We start from the raw sequence: 22814 nt of genomic DNA, 5'->3' as shown, positions 1-22814 counted from the left end.
TTTCACATATAAAGAACGGAAAGAATCGCGGCAATGAGACACCAGGCGGAACAGATGATTTGAATGACGGTTAATGCGCTGTTTCGCGCCCTGAAATAGTCATCACTGTCTCTCTTGATACCGCTTAAAACCGGTTTATCCGTGATCCGGTCAAATAAAAGTGACGCGGCATAGCGGCTGACGATCGCAAACAAAATGAGGACTGCCGGCTTCACTAAGAGCGGAAGAACGAGAATAAGAGCCGTAAAAGTCGCGGTTAAAAGGTAAAGCTGCCGGAGATACCCGCCGTTTCGAATCAGCACTTTAAAGAACAATTCTTTCCACGCCGTATACGCCGACCGTTTTGTAAAGATGTGCTTTGAGCCGGGATATAAAAACGGCTTGCTCCGCCCTTTATGTTTACCATTCGGGAGCTGCACATCATGGCTGAGCATCAAAACAGAGGCGGCGAATGAAAGCTTGCGCCTGTTCTCCTCAAACACTTCTTCCTCAAAGGCTGATAATGTCTCCGATCCTTTCCAAGTCAAAAGAGCGGAACAGATGAACAATATACATCCCGCCGGCCAAAGCCAATACCATTCGGCGGCAAAGACGATCATAAAAAACGCACCCGCCATCAGAACCATCACTTTCAGCCAGCCCGCCGCCTGATTCCCGAATGTCCGCCTGCTGTTTTTTCTGTGCCGGTGCACCGCTAATATTGCGGTATGGAAGCCGAACAGACAGCAAAACATACCCGAATATGCCGGTAAGGTACAGTCACCGTATTGGCGCCATAAGGGAAATAACAATACGGCAAGCGCACCCCATTTGATAAGGGAAAGGAACATCGAATACAAAAGCGCGTACCGTTTCAGCTTTTGCATCAGATGTTTTGCATGCACCAAAAATACGTGATCCGCTTCCAGCAAAAAGGTATGAATAAAACCCGTGCACAATAGCAGGGCACTGAATACATACAGCCAGCCCCATCCTAATACTCCTGCCGCTCCATTAAGAAGCCCCCTGCCGTTCAGCCATTCAGCATATTGATAAACGGCAAATGCGGCAGCGGGAAGAACGATATACAGCGCGACCGTCCAATCAATGACCGTCTGAAACACCTTCCATTGATACCGCCAATAATGAAACAGCCTTTGAAAAAACAAAGCCCGCCCGGTCATCGCTGACTGCTCCGAACCGCTGAATAAAAGCAATCCAGCAGTGAACGGCTCCCCGTTTTTTCCTGAAGCTCCTCTAACGTGCCTTGAAGAAGCAGAGCGCCCTGATCCAGCAAATAAAACCGGTCGCAGATTTTTTCCGCCGTATCCAGAACATGAGTGCACATCAAAATCCCCGCGCCCCTTTCTTTCTCAGCAATCAGCATGTCGGTAAACAGCTTCGTTGAGATCGGATCAAGTCCGATAAAAGGCTCATCAATGATGTAAATATCCGGCTTCGCCAAAAATGCCTGTATGAGCATCAATTTTTGCTGCATCCCTTTTGAAAAACCGGAAGGCAAATCATGTTTTACAGACGTCAGCGAAAACTCTTCAAGCAGCCGCCCTGCACGCTCACGGCATTCTTCCCCTTCCATGCCCCGCAATGACCCGGTCAGCTCGAGATGCTCCCAAAGCGTCAGTTCATCGTAAAAACTCGGACGCTCCGGTATGTAAGCATAAGATGAATCATTCCACTCAATACCGCCTTCTATATCCCGGGAAAGCCCGAGAACCGCCTTTATCACTGTACTTTTCCCCGCGCCGTTCGCTCCGATTAAACCGGCAATTTCACCAGCATTGACTGACAGAGATACATCAGAAATCACCTTCGGCCTGTCAGCATAACCGGCGCAGACAATGTTTGCATTCAATAATTCTCCCAAACTTCTCACTCCCCCGTTTTCATACGGACATGTATAAAAAAAGTTTCAGTTTCCATAATAATAAAAGCGGACCGGGCATAGTAATGCACCAAGGCGGCACCCATTTGGAAAAAATTATCTGCGCTTATTCCTAGATTCATGTTGTCCATATCGTGTATAATGGAGGCAGTTAAAAGAGAAAAAACAGAATGTCATCCTTTGTTGCTTATTCGTACGAAGTTTTAGAGTCGAAAGTTGTGGTATATCAAGTCCATCCGATCTTATGATAGGGAGTGGTTTTTTGAAACCTTCAACAAATCGTATGCTGACTCGGATTAAATCAGTTTACATGTTCATCCAGGAAAAAGGCCTTGTGACAACACAGGAACTGGTTGATGAATTCGGCATTACACCTAGAACCATTCAGCGAGACTTAAATGTGTTAGCATACAATGATCTTGTTCATAGTCCTAGCCGAGGCAAGTGGGAGACAACACGAAAAAAAGTGAAAATTACATCTTAAGCGAACAATTACATAAGGCCCTTTTCGGCCTGACATGCTGCAAGGCAAAGCAGCGTCTTTGCCTTGTTTTTTGTTCCTCTATATAAAAAGCCCAAAACAAATCTGTTTTGGGCTTTTCTGATATCGATTACACTTCAGCGCCTCTCAGCGTTTCGAGCTCCTCTTCAGTCAGCTCGCGGAATTCTCCCGGTTTAAGATCCGGGTCAAGAGAAACAGCCCCCATCGAAAGCCGCTTCAAATAAGCCACTTCATTTCCGACAGCCTTTGCCATCAGCTTCACCTGATGATATTTGCCTTCTGTAATGGTCAAGTGAATCACCGTTTCATCCGGGCTTTCTGTAATGATTTCAACGGCTGCCGGCTTCGTCTTATAGCCTCCTTCAATGACGACGCCTCTTTCCAGATGAACGATGTCTTCCGGTGACAGAGGCGAGGTTAACCGGACCTCATATGTTTTGGGCACATGCTTTTTCGGAGAAAGCAGGCGATGAGCGAGCTGCCCGTCATTGGTCAGAAGCAAAAAGCCTTCCGTATCCTTATCAAGACGTCCCGCCGGAAACGGTTCAAATCGCTGTTCTTCAGGCGTCAGCAGATCAACCACCGTTTGCTGGCGGCTGTCTTCGGTAGCGGACAGGACTCCTTGCGGCTTATTCATCATGACATAAATAAATTCACGATAGTCTGCCGGCTCTCCGTATACCGTGATGTCCTGTTTTTCCGGATCGACATGGGTTTTCACATCTTTCGCCGGCTCTCCGTCAATCATGACAGCCCCGGCCTTGACGATTTTTTTCACATCTTTTCTTGAGCCGAATCCGCTGTTGGCAAGCAGCTTATCAAGTCTCATCCTGATCCTCTCCTTTAAAAAGAAAAGCCCGCGATAAGCGGACTATTCATTATTTCTCAATGGGCGGAATGCCTGCCTCTCCTCAAAACGCGGGGCAGACGGTTTCCAAACATTTTCTGTAAAAATCCGATTCGGTACGCGGCAAACATGTACACCGCACCGCCGACAGCGGCGCAGACAAAGACGACAATCGCCGCATGCACCTGGCCGCTTTGGTATGTTACAAAGAAACTGAGCAGCCATTGAGTCAGCTTGACCGCGACTCCCATCACGACGGACAGGACTGCGATTAAAATGACCCGTTTTATAAGTACCGTATACGAATAGCCCGCATGGCGCTTAATCATAATAAAACCGTACAGAAGAGAAGCGATATAACCGAGCGCCGTTGCCAAGATGGCCCCGTCTCCCTGAAACAGCTTGATCAGCGGCACGTTCAGCACCACTTTTATAATGACGCCGATGAAAAGGCTCACGACAGCAAATTTCTGCTTATTAATCCCTTGCAGGATCGCGGCGTTTACGGTAAACAGAGAAAACAGAATCGCGACAGGCGCGTACCAGAACAATATATCCTGTCCGATATCCGGGCGAAGACTTTCAGAGCCGTAGAAGAACGTATAGGCCGGACCCGATAACACGGACATCCCGACAACGGCGGGAATAACCAAAAACAGAATGATTTGCATCGTCTGGTTAATCTGCTGGTTCAAAAGCTTATAATTCCTGCTCGTAAACGATTCAGTAATCGTCGGAATCAGCGTCAGACCGAAAGCGGTCGCCAGAGAAACCGGGATCATGACAAGCTTCGGCACATAAAGAGTGACAATCGCAAGCATGTCCTGGCTGATATCCTTATGGCCTGCCGCAATCATCGCTTTATTAAACGTATTCGTATCGATATAAGAATACAAAGGAATCGCCAGTCCGACAAATACGTAAGGAGCGGCATAACTGAAAAGCTCAATGAACATTTTTTTATAACTTAAGTTCGCAGACGGGACGAGATTCGGCTTCATCGCCAGAAGATCGCCCTTCCGCTTATTCCAGTAAATATAAAGAACGACAAGCCCTCCGAATGATCCGATCAGCGCCGCGAAAGTCGCGTATCCGACTGCGATGACAAGGCCGCCGTTGATCACTCTTAAAATCAAATACGTGGCGCCCAATAAAAAGATGATCCGGGCAAGCTGCTCCACAACCTGTGAAACGGCTGTCGGCCCCATCATCTGATGACCTTGGAAAAAACCGCGCACAAGACTCATAATCGGCACGACCAAAAGTGCCAGACTGACCATCCGGATAACATAAACGACGTGGTCAATCGTAAGTCCGTTGTTACTCGTGCCGCCGAGAGATGTTTCCGCAAAAAACGGCGCCGAAATATAAAGAATTGAAAAAGCGATCATCCCGGTTACGAGCATAACCGACATTCCCGCTCTCAGCATCCGCCTGCTCGTCTCATAGTCTCCTTTGGAGTTATATTTCGAGACAAATTTTGAAACCGCGGCGGGAAATCCCATCGTGGCAATGTTTAAAAACAGTGTATATTGATTATATCCGTATTGAAACAAAGCTCCGCCCGTCGCTCCGACCATCGCTCCGAACGGGATCAGATAAATCATCCCTAAAATCCGCGATATATAGGTGCCGAGCGTCAGCACGAACGTGCCCCTTAACAATTTGCTTGACATGTTTCCTCATCACCATTTTCTACGAAGATTCAACTTTTCTATTTTAACACAACTGGGCAATTAGACGGTAATAATTACAGCGGGAAACTTTTTGGGAAAACTCTTTAAAAAACAAAATACGTTTAAGGATTCCCTTTCTTTCGCTATAATAGCAGAAAGCGGACATTTCCGCCTATTATACGTGAAAAAGAAAGTTGTTGATGAAAGATGAAACATTATGACGTGATTGTGATCGGCGGCGGCCCGTCCGGTTTAATGGCTGCGATTGCGGCAGGCGAAGAAGGCGCGGACGTATTATTAATCGATAAAGGAAACAAGCTGGGACGGAAGCTGGCGATTTCCGGCGGCGGGCGCTGCAACGTGACCAACCGCCTCCCCGTTGAAGAAATCATCAAACACATCCCCGGCAACGGCCGCTTTTTATACAGCGCGTTTTCCGAATTTAATAATGAAGATATCATCGCCTTTTTTGAAAAACTCGGCATTCAGCTGAAAGAAGAAGACCACGGGCGCATGTTCCCGGTGACGGACAAAGCGCAAAGCGTTGTCGATGCGCTTTTGAACCGATTAAAACAACTGAATGTCACCATCCGCACAAATGAAAAAATCAAAGAAGTGCGGTACGAGAACGGCAGGACAGCAGGCATTACGACAAACAATGACGAACACATTAACGCAGACGCCGTCATTATCGCGGTCGGCGGAAAATCAGTCCCGCATACCGGCAGCACCGGAGACGGCTATGCATGGGCGGAAGCGGCCGGTCATACCGTGACCGAACTCTTTCCGACGGAAGTGCCGGTTACGTCGTCAGAACCGTTTATTAAACAAAAAACACTTCAGGGGCTGTCTCTTAGAAACGCGGCCGTCAGCGTTCTGAATAAAAAAGGCAAACCAATCGTCACACACGTGATGGACATGCTGTTTACCCATTTCGGCTTGTCAGGCCCCGCCATTCTCCGCTGCAGCCAGTTTGTCGTCAAAGAACTGAAAAAGCAGCCAGAGGTCAAACTCCGCATCGATCTGTTTCCCGGCATCAACGAGGAAGAGTTATTTCAAAAGATGCACAAGGAACTGAAAGACGCACCGAAAAAAGCGCTCAAAAACGCGCTGAAGCCGTGGATGCAGGAACGGTACCTGCTTTTTCTTCTGGAACGGAACGGTCTTGATCCGCAGACAAGCTTTACGGAACTGCCGAAGGATCAATTCAGGGCTTTTGTCAAAGACTGCAAACAATTTACGGTTGCCGCTGACGGAACGCTTTCTTTGGACAAAGCGTTTGTCACAGGCGGAGGTGTTTCCGTAAAAGAGATTGAGCCGAAACAAATGGCGTCTAAAAAAATGGAAGGCTTATATTTTTGCGGAGAAATACTCGACATTCACGGCTATACCGGGGGCTACAATATCACTTCAGCCTTTGTTACGGGGCGTCTCGCCGGTTTGAATGCAGGACGTTTCTCACGCTCGCTCTAAATGGTTTAAAGCGCACTTACCTGAGCGTCCCCGTTGATAATTGACCAAAAACATGATAGAGTTTTCTGCGTTTTGTTTCACCTGATTGAGGGAATAGGAAGAAAGGATTGATCTGCAATCGTACGACCATACTAAAACAAAATGGCGTATTGAAAAAAATAGTCAGAGGGTGAGAACGTTTGAAGAAGAACATCTCCAGTGTTTTTTGGATTGTGATTGTCATCACAGCCGCTGCGGTTTTATGGGGGGCCATTTCTCCTGACAGCCTGCAGCAAGTCACTGATACGGCACAAAAATTTATTACGGATTCTTTCGGCTGGTATTATCTGCTGGTCGTTTCTATATTTGTCGGTTTCTGTCTCTTTCTCATTGTAAGTCCGATCGGCACAATAAAACTCGGAAAACCCGGGGAAAAACCGGAATTCGGCTTATTATCATGGTTTGCCATGCTTTTCAGCGCGGGCATGGGAATCGGTTTGGTATTTTACGGGGCTGCGGAACCGATCAGCCATTACGCCATCAGCTCTCCCTCAGGTGAAACAGAAACGCCCCAAGCATTTCGTGATGCGCTCCGGTACACATTTTTCCACTGGGGGCTGCACGCTTGGGCCATCTATGCGGTCGTCGCTTTATGTATCGCATATTTTCAATTCAGAAAAGACGCGCCCGGTTTGATCAGCAGCACACTGACACCGCTTTTGGGCGATAAAGTAAACGGGCCGATCGGCAAAGCGATTGACTGTATCGCCGTGTTTGCGACCGTTGTCGGTGTGGCGACAAGCTTAGGGCTCGGAGCGACTCAGATCAACGGCGGTCTGCATTATTTATTCGGCATTCCGAAAACATTTTCCATTCAGCTGATCCTGATCGCTGTCGTGACCGTGTTATTTTTGATTTCTGCGTGGAGCGGAATCGGCAAAGGGATTAAATACTTAAGCAATACCAACATGGCGCTCGCGGCTATTTTAATGATCTTTATGCTCATTGCAGGCCCGACGGTGCTGATTATGAACTCATTTACCGATTCTATCGGCCAATACATACAAAATATCGTGCAGATGAGCTTTCGCTTGTCTCCGAATGATCCCCAAAAGCGCGAATGGATTAACAGCTGGACCATTTTCTATTGGGCCTGGTGGATATCCTGGTCGCCGTTTGTCGGCATTTTTATCGCCCGTGTATCAAGGGGCCGGACGATCCGGGAATTTTTAATCGGGGTATTGGTGACACCTTGTATATTGGCTTTCTTATGGTTTGCGATCTTCGGTGTATCCGCGATGGATCTTCAGCAGAAAGGCGTATTCAATGTCGCGGGAATGTCAACGGATACGATGCTGTTCGGCGCACTCAGCCACTATCCGCTGACAATGGTGACATCCGTATTAACGCTTGTTCTGATCGCTGTATTCTTTATTACATCAGCGGATTCAGCGACATTTGTGCTTGGAATGCAAACGTCTTACGGCTCTTTAGACCCGTCAAACCGGGTGAAAATCATCTGGGGCGTCATCCAGTCCGCCGTGGCAGCGGTTTTGTTATATTCCGGCGGTCTGGCCGCACTGCAAAACACGGCCATTCTCGCCGCGGTTCCGTTTTCAGTCGTGATCCTTCTGATGATCGTGTCTCTGTACAAGTCATTAGCGAGCGAGAGAAAAGGAATCAAACAAGCGGAGAAATACCAAAAACCGAGAAGTCCCCGCGTCAAAAAAGCATAATGAACAACGAAGCCCGGCATTTCGGGACTGACCCCCGTTTTTGAGACAGGGATCAAAACACCTTTAAGCAGCCAGCTGTCGGTATGTGACCGGCGGCTGGTTGTTTAGTTTTGTTTGAATACGAATGTTGTTACAATAGTGTATATAGGTTTCGACAGTTTGCTCTACGATGGTCGTCGTAGTGCTTTCCAACTTGTCGAGGTAGAACGTTTCAGACTTTAGTGAGGAATGAAACGATTCGATGGAGGCATTATCAGCGGGTGTCCCTTTACGGGACATGCTCATGGTAATGCCTTTTGTTTTAACAGCTTTCTGATACTCATAAGATGTATAAACAGAACCTTGGTCACTATGTAACACGCAGTTCTCAGGCAGCATTGGTAGCTGATCAAGTGTGTCTAAGACAAAGGCTGTGTCCTGCTTATCCCCAATAGTAAAAGCAATCACTTCTCCATTGTATAAATCCAATATACTGGAAAGATACAATTGTTTCTGCCCATAAGGCAAATATGTGATATCCGTTACTAGCTTTTCCAGAGGGCGATCAGACTGAAAGTTCCGATCCAATATATTCTCGGCCACGGCATATGGCTGCCCATTCTTCTTGCGCTTTTTCACCTTAACCCGGCATTGCCACTGATTCTTCTGCATAATGCGCTGAACCGTTTTATGATTCATACGCATTCCCTTTTTTAATATGGCTGTGATTTTCCGATAGCCATATCGATACTTGTGTTCTCGGCACAACGTGCCGATTTGTTTTTCTAAATGGTATTTAGGGTTATCTTTCATCAGATTCTTCTTCCAACGATAATAAGATGCTCGTGAGATACCTAAATGAATACAGATATCCTTTATGGTCATTGTGCTGCGCAATGCTTCTACAAGCTCGACTGGCGTTTCGCTATCAGCTTCCTTTCCAATTCGTTGTACTTTTTTAACACTTCATTCTGTTGTCTCAGGTAACGAATCTCTGCCTGCAGTTTCTCTAATTCGGAAGAATACTCGGGACCTTTTCCATAAGAATATTGCTTTCCGACAGGTTGTTCGAATCGATGTGTGTCCCCAGCTTTATACCACCTGACCCATGTCTGCACCTGCGTCTTATTCTTTATATTCAATTTCTGCATGATCTCCTTCACAGGCACGCCCGCCAATCTCATTTCTACAGCCTTCTGTTTGACTTCAACCGGATAACTCACTCTTGCCCTCATAGAAAAACACCTCCAAGTCTAATTTCGGATAACAACGATCCGTTTTCAAACTTGAAGGTGTTTTTTGTTTGTCTCATATTATGGGGTCAGTCCCTTTCGTCCGGGCTTTTTTATTTTCGGTATAAAATGAGAGCGGAAAAACAATAAAGCTGCTCACCTTCAGGATCACAGGCCGCCGCTACCGTATATTTAATATCAACGAGCTGTTCATCAGAAATCCCCTTTAAAAATGTATTGACTTCAGTCTGCAGATCCTTTTCATGCTCCTCATCAAAAACAGCTATCTTCAGCACATCACCCTCTCCTTTCTCTATCAATTTATTCCGGTTCAATTGAAATATGATAGAGAAAAACAGATTTTCTTTTTTACTGATTTTTACTAAAAGTAACCGAAAATAGTTATTGAAAACGCTTACTCTCGTATGATAATATCATTTTAACAATAACCAGGTCATTTCTGTTTAGTAAATATTTAGTAAAAAGGAGATGCGAAATGGTCCGTCTCAAAGATATTGCCTTACAGGCATCTGTATCCAGCACGACAGTATCGAGAATTTTGAATAAGGATGACTCTTTGGCTGTGACTGATGAAACAAGAGAAAAAGTTCTGAGGATCGCCGATGAGCTGGGCTATCAGCCGTCGGCAAAAAAACGGAAGAACCGCAGCCGCAGCGATTCAGCGCCCCTGATCGGCGTTGTCAGCTGCCTGTCACCGGAAGAAGAACGGCAGGATCCTTATTTTTCGGCGATCCGAAAAGGCATTGAAGAAGAATGCTTTCGGCAAAAAATTTTTATCACATCTTCTATCCATCTCGGTTCTTTTCAAGAGCATATGTTTCACGAACTGGACGGCGTCATCGTCATCGGCAGCCTGCAAGACGAGGCGCTTACGAATATCAGCGCCGCTTTCAGGCACGCGGTATTTGTTAACGGCACCCCCGATCCCGCCCGCTACGATTCCGTCAGCGTGGATTTTTATGCCGCAGCGCAAAAGGCGATAGAACATCTTCTGTCGCTCGGTTACCAGCGGCTCGGTTATATCGGCGGCCAGGAGCGGGAGCATACCGTCATAGACGGTGTAAACAGCAATAAAACGATTGAGGATAAGCGTCTGACCGCTTTCTTACAAATGGCCGGCGCCGAGCCGGAGCATGTACTGATCGGCGAATACAGCATGCACGAAGGGTTCCGGCTGATGAATGAAGCCATCAAAGGCGGAAGTCTCCCCGATGCCTTTTTTATCGCAAGTGATTCGATGGCTGTCGGCGCTTTAAAAGCCTTGCAGGAAGCCGGCCTTCAAGTCCCGCGCGATACGGCGGTTGTCAGCTTCAACGGAATTGATGAGGCAGAATACGCCAGCACGCCGTTATCAACGGTAAAAGTATACACGGAAGAGATGGGCCGGACGGGTGTCAAATTGCTTCTCGACCGTTTAAACGGCAGAACCGTCCCGCTGGCCGTGACGCTCCCCACTTCATTGATTGTCAGACAAAGCTGCGGCTCACAAGAAAGGAGGTGACGTGTCCCGCAGCGTTTATATCATATTTAAAGGAGGAAAAGATGAAACGCTTACTGGCTTTGTTTCTTTCTTTTACTTGCATGATACTTCCCGGCTGCTCAGCAGAACAGAGCGGCGCCGGAGAAAAGCAGAAAACATTGACAGTCTATTCCACCATATCCTCAGACAGCGAACGCGCCGTATTCAGAAAGTTGGCTGATTCATTCCAAAAAGAACATCCGGACATTCAAGTAAACGTTCATTTCCCAGGCAATGACTACGAAAATATGATGAGGGTCAGGATGGCGGCCGGTGATATGCCCGATCTTTTCGACACACACGGCTGGGCCAAAATCCGCTACGGAGAATATACCGCCGACCTCAGCGGCATGTCTTGGACGAAGCGGCTCGATCCGAATTTAAACAGCATGCTCAAAGACGCCAAAGGCAGAATATACGCCTTCCCTCTGAATCAGGCAAAGGACGGACTGGCCTACAATCGCACGTTGTTGGAAGAATACGGAATCAAACCGCCGGAAACAATGGATGATTTTATGAAGGCATTGAGACAGATTAAAGAAAAAAGCGGCGGAACAGTCACCCCCTTCTGGTTTGCCGGCTATGAGAAAAGCTCATTTGCCCAATATTACGATCAATTCGCCGCACCGCTTCTCATCACAGATCCCGCACACCGTTACAAAAAACAACTGTTAAACGGAACCTTCCGCTGGACACACTTCACCTATTTATCTGACAAACTGAAAGAGATGCAAAAGGAAAACCTGCTCAATATAGATGCCGTGACGGCAAAACGGTCCCAGCTCATTGAACTGATGGCGCAAAACAAAATCGCCTTTACGCTGCAGGGCGGCACCCTCGGCCAAGACGTCGCTCAAATCAATCCGAAGGTAAAAGTCGGAATCATACCGACCCCGGCCGTCCACAAGGGAGACGCGCCGGTTTGGATCGGAGGCGAACGTTACACGCTGGCGGCATTCAAGGATTCCCCGCGGCTTGAAGAAGCGAAACAGTTTATCGCATTTATGGCCCGACCCGAGCATGCAAAATCAATTGCCGAAGCGACCTCGCTTCCGGCCGGATTAGTGAATGTGCAAACGGACATTTTCTACGCAAATGACTATAAGCGCTATCAGCATATTAAGGTGCAGCCTTATTTTGACCGCCTTTATTTGCCGAACGGAATGTGGGATGTGATGGGAACAGCCGGGCAGGAGCTGATGGCCGATATCTTAACCCCCGCTGAAATTTCAGCGAAACTCGGCAGGGAATATAAGCGGCTCCGGCTTCAATCTGATTCACGGGGAGCTGAAAAAGAATGAGTGATCTTGCAAAAGAAACCCAAGGATTTCAACATCAAAAGCCGGTAAAACCCGCGTCACTATGGTGGATGTACGTTCCCGCTCTTGCCACGGTTTTTATTTTCATGATTTTTCCGTTTGTCAAAGGCGCTTTTATCACATTTACAAACTGGAACGGCTTCTCACAGACGTATCAATGGGTGGGGGTTACTCAATATAAAAGGCTTTTTACAGATCCGGACACGTGGCTTGTTGTGAAAAACACTTTGCTTTACGGCATCGGAAGCACTTTTTTTCAGAATATGCTCGGACTTTTATATGCGCTGCTTTTGAATCAGAGCTTAAAAATGAAGGCGCTCACAAGAACGATCGTCTACCTGCCCGTCATTATCAGTCCGCTGATTATGGGATACATTTGGTATTTTATTTTCTCATATGACGGGGGTGCGCTGAATGATGTACTTGGCGCACTGGGAATCGGTCCTGTCAACGCCTTGGCAAGCCCTGCGGCAAACCCGTGGATTATCGTCATGATTAACACGTATCAATACGCAGGCATTGCGATGATTGTATATTTGGCGGGGCTGCAAAGCATTCCAAAAGATTATTACGAAGCCGCAAAAATGGATGGCGCGGGAGGTCTTCAGCCGTTTTTCACCATCACCCTGCCTTTATTGATGCCGGCTGTCACCATCAACATGGTCATCAATATCATCGGCGGGCTGAAGCTGTTTGATGTCATTTTCGCGCTGACCGCAGGCGGGCCGGGCAATTCCTCTCAATCGATGTCGACGTTTATGTATGATTTATATTTTAAACGGCAGGATGCGGGATATGCCGCCGCCCAAGGCGTGTTTATGTCCGTCATTATTCTTGTCATCAGCTTTTCGGCTCTCGTGTATTTCAAGCGAAAGGAGACGGAAATGTCATGAAAACAGCCCGAATGCGGATTTTTACGCTGTTGGCAGCCGTTATCTCGTGCGTTCATATTGTCCCCTTTTATATTTTGCTGACCACGTCATTAAAAGCAAAAGGTGACTACAGTTCAAAATGGTCGCTGCCATCTGCCTTTTCATTTCAGAATTTTCGTGAAGCATGGGAACGTGCCTCTCTCGGGCAATCCTTTCTGAACACGATCATCATTACAGCCGTTTCCGCCGCTTTATTAATTTTCATGGGTTCGCTTGCCGCATACCCGCTCGCTAGAAGAAATACAAAGCTGAATAAAATCGTCTTCGGCCTTTTGATTTCAATCATGATCATCCCGCCTTTGACTTCCATGGTTCCTTTATACAAGATGGTCGCTGATGCGGGGCTGATCAATACGCATGCCGCAGCCATTCTCATTAATACGGCTGCATATATGCCGCTGACCGTTTTCTTATACTCAGGGTTTATCCGCTCTTCCATTCCGAAAGAGCTTGAGGAAGCCGCCAGGATGGACGGCGCGGGATTGATCAGGACTTTTTATACAATCGTGTTTCCTTTGTTGAAACCGATTACCGCAACGGTCTGCATTATTTCCTGTGTGTTTATCTGGAACGATTACCAATTTGCGATTTTCTTTTTACAAGATCAAAAGATGCAGACATTGACCGTGGCCATGGCGGGATTTTTCGGCGAAAACGCGAACAATCTTCACTTAGTCGCCGCAGCCGCAATTATGGCGATGCTGCCGATGGTCGTATTGTTTTTGGCGCTTCAAAAATATTTTATCTCAGGGCTGTCCTCCGGGGCGGTCAAAGGCTGAGAAGAAAAGGGAGGAATTTCTGTTGAAGAAAATTACGTTTATCGGAGCGGGGAGCACGATTTTCGCAAAAAATGTACTGGGGGACTGCTTACTGACTGAAGCATTAAACGGGTTTGAATTCGCGCTTTATGATATTGACGCTGTACGGCTGAAAGAATCCCAGCTCATGCTGGAAAACATGAGAGACCGCTACAATACGAGTATATCCATCATCTCCTACGATGACCGAAAACAGGCGCTGAAACACGCCGGCTATGTGATAAACGCCATTCAGGTCGGAGGCTATAAACCCTCGACGGTCATTGACTTTGACATCCCGAAGCGGTACGGTCTCCGCCAGACGATTGCCGATACCGTCGGAATAGGCGGCATTTTCCGTTCCCTTCGCACCATCCCCGTTTTATTTGACATCGCAAAAGACATGGAAGAGGTCTGCCCGGATGCGTGGCTGTTAAACTATACAAATCCGATGGCCTCTCTGACCGGAGCGATGCTCAGACATACAAATGTCAAAACGGTCGGCCTGTGCCACAGCGTCCAGGTATGTACCAAAGATCTGTTTGACTCACTCGGCATGGATCACGAAGGTACGGAAGAACGCATTGCCGGCATTAACCATATGGCTTGGCTTTTGGAGATTAAAAAAGACGGAATTGATTTATATCCTGAAATTAAAAGACGGGCACGCGAAAAACAAAAGACGAAACATAAGGACATGGTGCGGTTTGAGCTGATGGATAAATTCGGCTGCTACGTAACGGAATCATCTGAGCATAATGCCGAATATCACCCGTATTTTATAAAAAGCCGGTATCCGGAGCTGATAGATGAACTCCAAATTCCGCTTGATGAATATCCGAGGAGATGCGCGGAACAAATCAACAATTGGGAAACGATGAGAGACGGCATCATCAACAACCAAAACCTGACGCATGAACGCTCAAAAGAATACGGTTCGAGAATTATTGAAGCGATGGAGACGGGCAAACCGTTCACATTCGGCGGCAATGTGCTGAATACCGGGCTGATACCGAATCTGCCGGCGAAAGCGGTCGTTGAAGTGCCTTGCACAGCCGTCAAAAACCACATTATGCCGTGCTATTCGGGCGAACTTCCCGAGCAGCTCGCGGCGCTCAACAGAACAAACATTAACACACAGCTTTTAACCATCGAAGCGGCCGTTACATTAAAAAAGGAAGCCGTATATCAGGCGGCCATGCTTGACCCGCATACAAGCGCCGAGCTTTCCATGAATGACATCATATCTTTGTGCGATGACTTATTTGAAGCGCACAAAGACCGGCTTCCGGCTTATCACTGATCATTCGCGTTCCGGTCCTGGGCGGGCCGGACGCTTTTATATGTTCAGTACCAGTTTGACCGTCTGTAAAGTGTGTCCTTTAAAATCTTCTTCAAATTCACATACCCATTGAAACCCTTTCGCTTGATAAAAGGATAAGGCAATGCGGTTCTCTTTTTCTGCATGGACATAAAGCTTTTTTACCCCGCCGGACTGCCTGATGCTTTCTTTAAGGAGTGCCGTGCCTATCCCGCTTCCCTGGCAATCCGGGTCAATATAGATGGCGGTCAGCTCCGCATTTCCGTCTTTTTGAACCGGGGTGGCATTTGCAAAACCGAGCACTCGCCCCTCTTCTTCTGCCACAAAGAACAGAGAATGCAAGAGCCGGCGTTCCATCATCTCATCCTGATAGGCGGATTCGAGAAACTGATCCTGAATGTGTCTGGGAATAATCCCTTCATACGTATGATGCCAGCTTCGTTCTGCGACTTGCCGGACCTGTTTGATATCGTTTGTTTTCATCGCGCGGATCATCGGTTTCACCTGATTCGCCTCCCGTTTTTTTATAAAAAAAGAAGAAAAAGACGACGTCCCTTTTCTTCTTCCACTTCAAAGCGTTATTTCTTCGGCTTTGTTTCGCCTTCCCACTCCAGCATGCCGCCTTCAACATTAACCGTACGGAAGCCCTGCTCATGTAAATACATACAAACGTTCATGCTTCTTTTTCCGGAACGGCAGATAAATACATATTCCTTGTCCTTGTCTAACGCATCCATCTTCTCAGGGATGTCCCCCATGCGGATGTGAACGGCCTCCGGAATCATTCCTTCGGCAACTTCTTCGTCCTCTCTGACATCAATCAGATACAGCTCTTCTCCCGCTTTTAATTTTTCTTCCAGTGCGGCTGTGCTGATTTCATTTATTTTCAATGTGTGACACTCCCATTCATCTTTATGGTGTTAAGTATACCAAAGCCCGCGGTGCAATTTCTATGATAGAGGCCTGATAAAAAAGCCCCTCTCTGTAGGAGAGGGGCTTCGCCCGGTCAGTTTGCCACGATATTGACAAGCTTGCCCGGTACGGCAATGATTTTTCGGATCGTTTTTCCTTCAAGCTGCTCTTTTACTTTTTCGTCAGCTTGTGCGAGCTGTTCTAACGCTGCTTTATCAGCATCAGCCGGAACCATTAATTTCGCTTTTACTTTTCCGTTCAGCTGGACGACGATTTCCACTTCATCGTCCACCAGTTTTGATTCGTCATAAGCAGGCCAAGCCTCGTATGCAATCGAACCTTCGTGGCCGAGTTTTTCCCACAGTTCTTCCGCCAAATGCGGCGCAATAGGAGAAAGCAGCTTCACAAAACCTTCGATATATTCTCTCGGCAGTTCATTCGCTTTGTAAGCTTCATTAATGAAGACCATCAGCTGAGAAATGCCCGTATTAAAACGAAGGGCTTCGAAGTTTTCTGTCACTTTCATGACCGTTTCATGATAGACGCGCTCAAGAGTTTCGCCCGCGCCTTCTGTCACTTTGCCCGTCAGCTCGCCGTTTTCCTCGATAAACAAACGCCATACGCGGTCAAGGAAGCGGCGCGCTCCGTCAAGGCCTGATTCAGACCAGGCGATAGATGCATCAAGCGGCCCCATAAACATTTCGTACAGGCGGAGCGTATCTGCTCCGTGAGACGCCACAATTTCATCCGGATTGACGACGTTTCCGCGGGATTTACTCATTTTTTCATTATTTTCCCCGAGAATCATTCCTTGGTTATACAGCTTTTGGAACGGTTCTTTCGTCGGCACGACACCGATATCGTAGAGGAATTTATGCCAGAAACGCGCGTACAGAAGGTGAAGCACGGCATGCTCCGCTCCTCCGATGTAAATATCAACGGGCAGCCATTTATCCAGTTTCTCAGGTGAAGCGAGCTGATCCGGATTTTTCGGGTCGATAAAGCGGAGGAAATACCAGCAGCTTCCCGCCCATTGCGGCATCGTGTTCGTTTCTCTTCTGCCTTTTTTGCCCGTTTCAGGATCAGTGACTTCCACCCACTCTTTAATGTTGGCAAGCGGTGATTCACCTGTTCCGCTCGGTTTGATCTCATCGGTTTTCGGCAGAATCAGCGGCAGCTCTTCCGCCGGAACGGCTGTTGACGTGCCGTCTTCCCAATGAATAACCGGAATCGGCTCGCCCCAATAGCGCTGGCGGCTGAACAGCCAATCACGCAGACGGTATGTCACTTTTTTCTCACCGTTTTTCGTTTCTTCAAGCCAGGCGATCATTTTTTCAATCGCTTCCGCTTTTTTCAGTCCGTTCAGAAAGCCGGAATTGACATGCTCTCCGTCCCCCGTGTACGCTTCTTCTTCCGTGTTTCCGCCTTTTACGACTTCTTTGACAGGCAGGCTGAACACTTTTGCGAATTCAAAATCACGTTCGTCATGCGCCGGCACGGCCATTACAGCGCCTGTTCCGTAAGAGGCGAGGACATAATCCGCTATCCAGATCGGCAGCTTTTCCCCGTTTGCAGGGTTTACGGCATATGCGCCCGTGAAGACGCCCGTTTTTGTTTTCGCAAGATCCGTCCGTTCCAGGTCACTTTTCGCCTGAACTTCTTTAACATAAGCATCTACCGCTTCTTTTTGTTCAGGCGTCGTGATGGCCTCCACAAGCTCATGCTCAGGAGCCAGTACGGCATAAGCCGCGCCGAACAGCGTGTCCGGTCTTGTCGTAAACACGGTAAACGTGTCATCAGTGCCGTCGATCGCGAAATGCACGTTTGCGCCTTCTGAGCGTCCGATCCAGTTGCGCTGCATGTCTTTAATGCTTTCCGGCCAGTCAAGGTCTTCTAAATCTTCAAGAAGCCTGTCCGCATAAGCGGTGATTTTCAGCATCCATTGTCTCATCGGGCGGCGTTCAACCGGATGGCCGCCCCGCTCGCTTTTGCCGTCAATGACTTCTTCGTTCGCAAGCACCGTTCCGAGCGCCGGGCACCAGTTGACCGGCACTTCGTCTACGTAAGCGAGCCCTTTTTCGTACAGCTTGGTGAAGATCCACTGCGTCCACTTGTAATAGTCCGGATCAGTCGTATTGATTTCACGATCCCAATCATATGAAAATCCGAGCGATTGAATCTGGCGGCGGAAATTATCGATATTTTGTTTTGTGAACTCGGCCGGATCATTCCCCGTGTCAAGCGCGTATTGCTCGGCAGGAAGCCCGAACGCGTCCCATCCCATCGGATGAAGCACATTGTATCCTTGCATGCGTCTCATGCGCGAAAGGATATCGGTTGCCGTATAGCCTTCCGGATGTCCGACATGAAGGCCGGCTCCTGAAGGATACGGGAACATGTCAAGCGCGTAAAACTTCGGCTTGTCATTCTCTTCACTGACGGCGAACGTTTTATGATCCAACCAGTAATTCTGCCATTTCTTTTCTATTTTTTCGTGCTGAAAACTCAACGTAAAAACCTCCTTCTGATTGAATACGGCGTATGTAGTCCAAGTATTGACGGGATGAGAAAGATTATATTCAGATTATTCTAAAACTAAAAAAACTCCCTCATCCCAAAAAGGGACGAGAGATTTTTATTTCCCGCGGTACCACCCTCGTTAGCACGGTTTTGAGCCGCACTCACTTGATACTTTTAACGCAGTTATGCGTCAGCGGTTTTGCCGCTGCAACTCTGAGGCGAGTTCGGAAACAGACTTGATTGACTTGCACCGGCCGTCAACTCTCTGATTGCAAAATCTGCTTCTTACTGCTCCTCTTCACTGTTCTTATCGCTACCGTAATCTTACCTGTATTTTATAGAATTCTGTTCATAAGTGCAAGCAGGTTTGTATACAATGGGAATGTACCCGGAACGGGTCATGAGCGGGGATATTATTTTGATGGAGGATTTTTTTGCTGGTGTGGTTTTGCTTCGGCCGAATCACTGTTTTGTTCTCTGACAAAATCAAAGCTCCTGAGAACAGCTTCTCCGCCGTAGCCTGCGATTATGGATAAGATGACGAGTTGAATTCCTGAATCGGGGTCAGCGGATAAGACAAGTAAGATGGAAGCAGCCATTCCGATAAAACCATCTTCCAAAAAACCGAGATAGATAAACCGCTTTGTCATTCTGGGTTTCTCCAGCCTGCCTCTCTTTTTCACATGACCGAGAACCCCCATGATTCCTCCAATTACACAAGCAATTATTACCTGATGCAGCATCTTCATCACCTTCCTAAAGCCCTTATTTAGTAAAGCGACTTCAGGCCATCCAGCCCCCTTACGAATACGATGATTTTCGATATCTACATACCGGCGATTGAGCAGGAAAGTAAAAAGCTTGTTTCTTCCATTATATGTGAACACATGATCGGTAAGCTTGATGCATTAGATTCATTTTTCACCCAGTGACAATGACCTAGTCACTTACTTAGCGATGGTGTGCCTTCCCCTTATATATTCAGTGTATATGAGGACAAGCCCGAATGACAAATTGCAAACTTCGGCTGCTTGAAATCAGAACATATGTTATGCTACGGTTACTGTAGATTCATTTAAAAAGGGGAGAAACAATGGCTGAAAAAGCGCGCAGCTTTACGGCCAAAAGGGGGTTTTACATGGCTGACTCAAATGTATTCGGAAAACTGGAGCAGCTGGAGCTTATCAAAAAGGCGCTTGATCACGCACGCATCGGCGTGGTGATTACAGACCCCTCTCTTGAGGACAATCCCATCATATATACAAATCAGGGATTTATGGATATGACAGGCTACTCTTCCGAAGAGATATTAGGTAAGAACTGCAGATTTCTGCAAAGCAAAGAAACCGACCGTCAACAAGTCGCGAAAATCAGAAAGAGCTTAACCCAGAAAGAAAAGATCACGGTGCGGCTGAAAAATGTCAAAAAAGACGGCACCCCGTTTTGGAATGAACTCAACATTGATCCTCTTTATGTTGAAGACAAGCTCTATTTTGTCGGTTTTCAAAAAGACATTACAGAGCAGAAAGAATACGAAAAGCTCCTTGAGGATTCCCTCACAGAAATCACGACGCTGTCTACACCGATTGTTCCGATCCGAAACGGCATCTCCGCCTTGCCGTTAGTGGGAAACTTAACGGAAGAACGATTTGATTCAATTGTGACAACTTTGACGGACATATTAACCGCATCTAAAGATGATTACTTAATTATAGACTTATCAGGTCTGGCCGAGGTAAACGAACAGACCGCAGACCGGATTTTCAAATTGCACCACCTGCTTAAATTAATCGGCACGGAATTGATTATCACCGGGATCAAGCCTACCCTCGCCATGAGAATGAATCAGCTTGATGCCAGCTTTTCTTCATTAAAGACGTATTTAAACGTTAAGGACGCGGTCAACGTGCTTCCGGTCGTATAAACAAAAAAATCCCGCCGAAACAGCGGGATTTTTTTATGTCGTCATCGCACTTGGACGTTTTGTTTATTAACGGTTTTCAGGCGTTTGTCGTACAGCACCGTCGCTGCGATGCTGACAACAAGAAGCACCATCAGGATCAACAGCAGCACGCTCATTCCGTACTGATCAACCAGCACGCCGCCAAGGAGCGGCCCGATCATTCTGCCGCCCGTCGCCGCACTGTTGACGAATCCTTGGTAAAATCCTTCTTTCCCCTTAGGCGCAAGCTGATTGGCAATGGTAGGCACGGCAGGCCAGACAAGCATTTCTCCGACGGTTAAAATCACCATTGCGGTGAGGTACATCGGAAATTGCTTGGCGCTGAGAAGCACGCCGAACGAGACGATAAAAATACAAAAGCCGATGACCATCTGCGTTTTTAACGCACCGGACCATTTTTTCAGAACAGCTCCCATGAGAGGCTGTCCGGCGACAATTAATATTCCGTTTACGGTCCAGAGCACACTGTATAATGAAAGCGGCATACCGATGCTTTGAGTATGTGACGCAACGGTTGTGGACCACTGCGAATAGGCGATCCACCCGAGAACATACCCGCCGCTCAATATGAGAAGCGCCGTAAATTTCGTTCTGCTGCTGACAGGCTCGTAGTCCAGAACAGAAACCTGGCTCGCATTTTGGGTTTTGATATTTCGAAACCCGAAAAATACGATAAGGAAAAACAGCACATACAGCATAGCATTGGCTAAAAACACGTACGTAAACGAGTACGCCGCAACCATCCCGCCGAGTGCCGAGCCCACGGCGACACCTGCGTTCTGAGCTACATAAATCGCATTAAAAGCTCTCCGCCCGCCTTCTTTCCATACCGCTCCCGCCATGGCGTAACTGGCCGGAAACACGATACCGGAACCGAAGCCGACAATGATGAGCAGCCAAATATAAACGGGCCATTGATGAAACAGAACGAGTCCGAGAAGACTTGCCAATGTGATCATAATGCCCAGCATAATGGATTTGAATCCGCCGATTTTATCAAACAAAAATCCGCCGCATAAATTCCCCGCCACACTGGCCCCGGAATTCAGCATCAGAACAACCCCCGCAACAGTCAGCGATTTCCCTAAATGATTATGAATATAGATCGTATTCAGCGGCCACAAAAAAGATGCGCCCGTCACATTGATAAACATTCCGATGATTAATATCTTCAAAGCGCGCGGCATACCGATCCCCCTCTCTCTATAAAAAACCCCATGAAAAAACGGAAACCGCAAGCCGCGGCTCCGTATCGAACACGTTATCATAGCACATTCATTCTATCGCCGCGGACGTCTTTTTTCAACATCAGAATCTGAAAAAAATAATGCCGGAATGTTGAAAAATTACAAATGATTGGATTCACAAAAACAGGCCGGCCTCATGCTCTTTTCCTCAGCAGCCAAAACAGAATATACAGAATGAAAAAGCTCAATATCACCGCCGCTTCCATTGATAGAAGATACCACGGCCAAGGTCCGAAAACGTTCAGAAGCGAAGCGGTCTTCGGTTTTTTCATTAAATATAAGTAATTTGCATTCAGCACACGATCAATAAAAAAGACACACGCCCCGTACAGATTTACGATCAGCACCGATACCCACAGTCCGCGCGCCGACGGTCTGTACTTTTCTGCAGCGGCCATGAATAGACAGGTAAGAAAAACACAGCCGTGGGAGATGAAAAACACGATGTACCGAAAATGAGGGAAAGAATACGCCCCTAAATCAGGTGTTGCCATCGCCTGTACGGCGCTGCCCAAACCGGCAAAATAGAGGAAGGCGAACAGTTTTTTGCTTTTTGTCATGACCATCAGCATTGCCAAATAGACGGAAAGGTCGCTCAGCTGCAGCGGCAGAGCTGTTTTCAGCGACCAGGCATGATGACAAAGCAGCCATATATGATAGCTGATCTGCGACACGGCAAGGAGAATGAACAGTACATAGCGGAAAACGCGATTCGACCGGCCGTAGTTGAGCTTTTTCCGGAATACGATCACGCCCGCCCCCAGCAATCCGATGATCAACAGCGTGAAAATGTGTTCCTTGGAAAAAAGATGAAAGGCTCCTGTTTCAGATTTCAATTGAAAATACTTCTGCATAAGGCTCCCCCGCGCGAGAAAATGACGTATGTCTATTCTTTTAAAAATCGCTTTCTTCTATTCATACAAAAAAAGCCTCCGCTTATGCGGAGGCTCCTCAACT

General features: G+C 47.3%; 21 protein-coding genes and 1 other annotated feature. Of the genes, 9 read left to right on the top strand and 12 right to left on the bottom strand.

Annotated elements, in window-relative coordinates; all coding sequences use genetic code 11:
- Window positions 1-2: 2 nt before the first annotated feature.
- The gene (locus BR62_RS0117475; protein WP_032871668.1) at window positions 3-1163 is read right to left on the bottom strand and encodes an ABC transporter permease; all 1161 of its coding nucleotides are present in this window, start codon (window positions 1161-1163) and stop codon (window positions 3-5) included.
- The gene (locus BR62_RS0117470; RefSeq protein WP_007408794.1) at window positions 1160-1864 is read right to left on the bottom strand and encodes an ABC transporter ATP-binding protein; all 705 of its coding nucleotides are present in this window, start codon (window positions 1862-1864) and stop codon (window positions 1160-1162) included. Before BR62_RS0117470 ends, BR62_RS0117475 begins: the two co-directional genes overlap by 4 nt.
- Before the next feature lie 280 nt (window positions 1865-2144).
- Here BR62_RS0117470 and BR62_RS0117465 point away from each other — a divergent pair, with 280 nt between their 5' ends.
- A complete protein-coding gene (locus BR62_RS0117465; protein ID WP_003152337.1) occupies window positions 2145-2366 on the top strand; it encodes a DeoR family transcriptional regulator in 222 nt (73 codons plus the stop codon).
- A gap of 127 nt (window positions 2367-2493) precedes the next feature.
- On the opposite strand, the gene BR62_RS0117460 is transcribed toward BR62_RS0117465, so the two are convergent.
- Together BR62_RS0117460 and BR62_RS0117455 are read right to left on the bottom strand one after the other, a co-directional pair.
- Window positions 2494-3213 (bottom strand): pseudouridine synthase, encoded by a 720-nt coding sequence (locus BR62_RS0117460; RefSeq protein ID WP_007408795.1) that lies wholly within the window; start codon window positions 3211-3213, stop codon window positions 2494-2496.
- A 56-nt stretch (window positions 3214-3269) separates the two neighbouring features.
- Window positions 3270-4907 (bottom strand): putative polysaccharide biosynthesis protein, encoded by a 1638-nt coding sequence (locus tag BR62_RS0117455; protein ID WP_003152313.1) that lies wholly within the window; start codon window positions 4905-4907, stop codon window positions 3270-3272.
- A 207-nt stretch (window positions 4908-5114) separates the two neighbouring features.
- Here BR62_RS0117455 and BR62_RS0117450 point away from each other — a divergent pair, with 207 nt between their 5' ends.
- Complete coding sequence (locus tag BR62_RS0117450; RefSeq protein WP_007408798.1) at window positions 5115-6380, top strand: BaiN/RdsA family NAD(P)/FAD-dependent oxidoreductase; 1266 nt, start codon at window positions 5115-5117, stop codon at window positions 6378-6380.
- 179 nt (window positions 6381-6559) lie between these two features.
- Entirely contained in the window at window positions 6560-8095 is a 1536-nt protein-coding gene (opuD, locus tag BR62_RS0117445) for a glycine betaine transporter OpuD (RefSeq protein WP_012118228.1), read from the top strand.
- 63 nt (window positions 8096-8158) lie between these two features.
- On the opposite strand, the gene BR62_RS0117440 is transcribed toward opuD, so the two are convergent.
- Both BR62_RS0117440 and BR62_RS0117430 read right to left on the bottom strand, forming a co-directional pair.
- A protein-coding gene (locus tag BR62_RS0117440; protein WP_156097796.1) for an IS3 family transposase occupies window positions 8159-9309 on the bottom strand; the annotation gives its coding sequence in 2 pieces (ribosomal slippage) (window positions 8159-9036 and window positions 9036-9309; 1152 coding nt in all).
- Window positions 9310-9419: 110 nt separating this feature from the next.
- On the bottom strand, window positions 9420-9602 hold the full coding sequence (locus BR62_RS0117430; RefSeq protein ID WP_003152309.1) for a sporulation protein Cse60: 183 nt from the start codon (window positions 9600-9602) through the stop codon (window positions 9420-9422).
- A 200-nt stretch (window positions 9603-9802) separates the two neighbouring features.
- Here BR62_RS0117430 and BR62_RS0117425 point away from each other — a divergent pair, with 200 nt between their 5' ends.
- The 5 genes from BR62_RS0117425 to melA are packed head-to-tail and all read left to right on the top strand — an operon-like array spanning window position 9803 to window position 15197.
- The gene (locus tag BR62_RS0117425; protein WP_032871665.1) at window positions 9803-10828 is read left to right on the top strand and encodes a LacI family DNA-binding transcriptional regulator; all 1026 of its coding nucleotides are present in this window, start codon (window positions 9803-9805) and stop codon (window positions 10826-10828) included.
- A 41-nt stretch (window positions 10829-10869) separates the two neighbouring features.
- A complete protein-coding gene (locus BR62_RS0117420; protein WP_015240413.1) occupies window positions 10870-12147 on the top strand; it encodes an ABC transporter substrate-binding protein in 1278 nt (425 codons plus the stop codon).
- Window positions 12144-13058 (top strand): carbohydrate ABC transporter permease, encoded by a 915-nt coding sequence (locus tag BR62_RS0117415; RefSeq protein WP_015240414.1) that lies wholly within the window; start codon window positions 12144-12146, stop codon window positions 13056-13058. The genes BR62_RS0117420 and BR62_RS0117415 overlap by 4 nt, the downstream gene beginning before the upstream one ends.
- Entirely contained in the window at window positions 13055-13876 is an 822-nt protein-coding gene (locus BR62_RS0117410) for a carbohydrate ABC transporter permease (RefSeq protein WP_032871664.1), read from the top strand. The genes BR62_RS0117415 and BR62_RS0117410 overlap by 4 nt, the downstream gene beginning before the upstream one ends.
- Window positions 13877-13898: 22 nt before the next feature.
- Window positions 13899-15197 (top strand): alpha-galactosidase MelA, encoded by a 1299-nt coding sequence (gene melA / locus BR62_RS0117405; RefSeq protein WP_032871663.1) that lies wholly within the window; start codon window positions 13899-13901, stop codon window positions 15195-15197.
- 36 nt (window positions 15198-15233) lie between these two features.
- Here the strand turns inward: melA and BR62_RS0117400 are convergent, their stop codons facing one another.
- From BR62_RS0117400 to BR62_RS0117385, 4 genes are all read right to left on the bottom strand, one after another.
- On the bottom strand, window positions 15234-15710 hold the full coding sequence (locus BR62_RS0117400; protein WP_079978510.1) for a GNAT family N-acetyltransferase: 477 nt from the start codon (window positions 15708-15710) through the stop codon (window positions 15234-15236).
- 83 nt (window positions 15711-15793) lie between these two features.
- A complete protein-coding gene (locus BR62_RS0117395; protein WP_003152299.1) occupies window positions 15794-16105 on the bottom strand; it encodes a rhodanese-like domain-containing protein in 312 nt (103 codons plus the stop codon).
- Between the two features lie 116 nt (window positions 16106-16221).
- Entirely contained in the window at window positions 16222-18636 is a 2415-nt protein-coding gene (gene leuS, locus BR62_RS0117390; protein ID WP_012118235.1) for a leucine--tRNA ligase, read from the bottom strand.
- 108 nt (window positions 18637-18744) lie between these two features.
- Window positions 18745-18958: a binding site (T-box leader), on the bottom strand.
- Between the two features lie 102 nt (window positions 18959-19060).
- Window positions 19061-19396, bottom strand: coding sequence for a DUF4257 domain-containing protein (locus tag BR62_RS0117385; protein ID WP_015418038.1), 336 nt, complete (start codon window positions 19394-19396; stop codon window positions 19061-19063).
- 389 nt (window positions 19397-19785) lie between these two features.
- Between BR62_RS0117385 and BR62_RS0117380 the strand changes: the two genes are divergently transcribed.
- Complete coding sequence (locus BR62_RS0117380; protein ID WP_007408808.1) at window positions 19786-20571, top strand: YtvA family blue-light photoreceptor; 786 nt, start codon at window positions 19786-19788, stop codon at window positions 20569-20571.
- Window positions 20572-20612: 41 nt separating this feature from the next.
- Here BR62_RS0117380 and BR62_RS0117375 read toward each other — a convergent pair whose 3' ends face one another.
- Together BR62_RS0117375 and BR62_RS0117370 are read right to left on the bottom strand one after the other, a co-directional pair.
- Window positions 20613-21797 (bottom strand): MDR family MFS transporter, encoded by a 1185-nt coding sequence (locus BR62_RS0117375; protein WP_015240418.1) that lies wholly within the window; start codon window positions 21795-21797, stop codon window positions 20613-20615.
- Between the two features lie 194 nt (window positions 21798-21991).
- On the bottom strand, window positions 21992-22711 hold the full coding sequence (locus BR62_RS0117370) for a YwaF family protein (protein ID WP_032871662.1): 720 nt from the start codon (window positions 22709-22711) through the stop codon (window positions 21992-21994).
- Window positions 22712-22814 lie beyond the last annotated feature (103 nt).

Source organism: Bacillus sp. UNC69MF, from assembly GCF_000746035.1.
In the GTDB taxonomy this organism is placed as follows: domain Bacteria; phylum Bacillota; class Bacilli; order Bacillales; family Bacillaceae; genus Bacillus; species Bacillus velezensis.
Note: the sequence above shows the minus strand (reverse complement) of the source record. Positions and strands in the feature narration are given on the sequence as shown.